Annotated in this window: 1 protein-coding gene; it reads right to left on the bottom strand. The window is 71.8% G+C overall.

Annotated features, from left to right (window positions below; all coding sequences use genetic code 11):
- On the bottom strand, positions 1 to 2,195 hold a 2,195-nt coding region (locus tag I8J34_RS23910; protein WP_214364140.1), incomplete at both ends, for a type VI secretion system Vgr family protein.

Raw genomic sequence — 2,195 nt, 5'->3', positions numbered from 1 at the left:
GCGTGCAACTCGATGTTGCCGCCTTCGAGCTTGAGATAGGCGCCCTTCGCGGTGAGCAGGAGGTGGGTTTTGGCGCTGGCGTGGATGCTGGCGCTAGTGCTGGCGAGAGTGACGGTCTTGTCGGCGGCGGCGCGCAGTTGGCCGCTTTGGGCTTGCACGCTGACTTTGCCGCTGGCCGCGTGCAGGGCGATGCCGGTTTCTTGGTTGGGTTTGCTGCCGCCCGCCTTGCCGACGGTAAACAGCGCAAGACCGCCTCTGACGGCGAGGCTGTGGTTGCCTTGGGCGACGAGGCCGATGTCTTGGCCGGCGCTGAGGCTGAGGGTTTTGCCGGCAACGAGGATGGCGCTGGCGGGGGTGAGCTGGGCGATGCCGCCAGGGGCGCTGTAGTGCAGGCGCGGGGCGGACCAGGCGGGGACGGTGCCCTCGCCGCCCTGGATGGCGATGAAGCCACCAGTGTTGGAATCGCCGGTCGGCGCCGCCCCGTCGGTGACGGAGGCGGTGGCGCCCATCACCTTGACGGCCGCCTGCAGGGCGGCGCTGGCGGGGAGGTCTCGCGCGGCCGGGTCGCCGGCAAGGGCGGCGTTCTGTTTGGCGGCCGTCTCGGCCAGGGCCGTGGTGAGGGCGTGGGCGTCTTCGGTCTGGCGGATGGGCTCGGCGCTGTCGAGGTGGGCGCCGCGGGCGCCGGGGCGGGCGTCGGCGCTGATGAGCAGGCCGCTGCCGGCGCGCACGGCGGCGGCGGCGCGGGTGGCCAGTTCGGCGCCGTGGCCGCGGTCTTTGAGCCGGGCGTTGTCCTGCTGTTGCTTGAGGTGGCCCAGGTGCACGGCGCTGGCGTATTCGGTGGTGCCGAGGCTGATGCGTGGCTCGCCGGGGGTGTCGTCGAAGATCAGTTGGTTGTAGCCGCCGCTGCCGCCGCGGCTGGCGGACAGTTGCTGGCTTTTGAGGCCGGAGAGGCTGGCGTTGTGGCGGTGGGCCGGGTCTTGCCGGCCGGCGAACAGGGCGGGGGCGTTGGCACTGGCCTGCAGGGTGGCGCCGCCGATGCGGTTGCCGGCGCCGTCTTCGTTGCCCTGGCCGTTGTAGAGCGCGCCGATGATGACGGGGCGGTCGATGTTGCCGTGATGGAACGCAACGAGGACTTCCTGGCCGGGGCGCGGGACCCAGTGGCCGCCCCAATTGGCACCGGCGACGGGGCTCATGACACGCAGCCAGGCGCCGAGTGTGTCGCTGGCCGGGGCGTTGTCCTCGCCGGTGGGGTGGGCATTGCGGTTGGCGCTGCGGCTGCCGCGCTGCCAGGGGAATTGCACCCGTACGCGGGCGTCGCGGTCGGTGTGGGTGGGGGTGCCGGGGCCGACCACGACGGCGGTGAGGGTGCCGTGGACGGTGGGCCGCGGGTGGATGCAGTGGCCGTGGCCGTCGGTCATCAGCGCACGCCAGGGGATGTGGGCGCGGATGGCGCGAAGGCGGTTGCGGTAGTGTTCGACGGGGGGTTCGGTGCCGTCTTCGGATGGAGTTTGGCCGCGCGTTTGCGTTGTCTCATCCGGCCCGACGGGGGGATGTTGTAGGGCGGCTCGGTGGTGTGCGCTCAAGCCGCCATCGGCGCCCGGGATGCGTTCGGCGAGGTTGTTGCGCGCCTGGTGGATGACTTCGGTGAGGACGAAGCGGCACGCCTCGGGCGGGTCGAGGTCGTGCTCGGCATGCCCGGTCAGGGTGAAGCAGGTGCCGGGCGCGGCGGTGCGCACCGTGCCTTGGCCGAAGAACTGCTTGCTGCGCGCATCGAGCGCTTCGCGCTGGGCGCGCAGCATGCGCTCGCCGTGCGCCAGATCCTGCCAGGCGTATTGGCCTGGGTCGTCGATGGCTTCGAGCGGGAGGCGGTGGCCGTTGTCGATGGTCGAGTCGGCGCGCTGGTCGCGTGTGGCCAGGCTGCGGTAGTCCCAGCTGGCGGCGGCGAGCACCGTGCTGTCGAGCCGGCGCAGGCCGTGCCAGCGGTCGATGCTGTCCTCGGGCAGGGTGGTGCCGGGCTGGGTGAAGCGGACGACGGGCTGGCGGTTGTCGGTGAAGGCGCCGTTGTGGTCGGCCAGCACGAGGGTGTGGCGGCCGAAGCTCGTTGTCGTCCCCTCGCTGTCGTCGGCGGCGTGTTCGAACCAGCAGAAGAGGCCTTCTTCGGCCAGCAGGCGGCGCACGAAGGCCAGGTCGCTCTC

This window comes from Denitromonas iodatirespirans (assembly GCF_018524365.1).
GTDB lineage: Bacteria > Pseudomonadota > Gammaproteobacteria > Burkholderiales > Rhodocyclaceae > Nitrogeniibacter > Nitrogeniibacter iodatirespirans.
The sequence above is the reverse complement of the archived record's forward strand: the minus strand, read 5'-3'. Positions and strand labels throughout refer to the sequence as shown.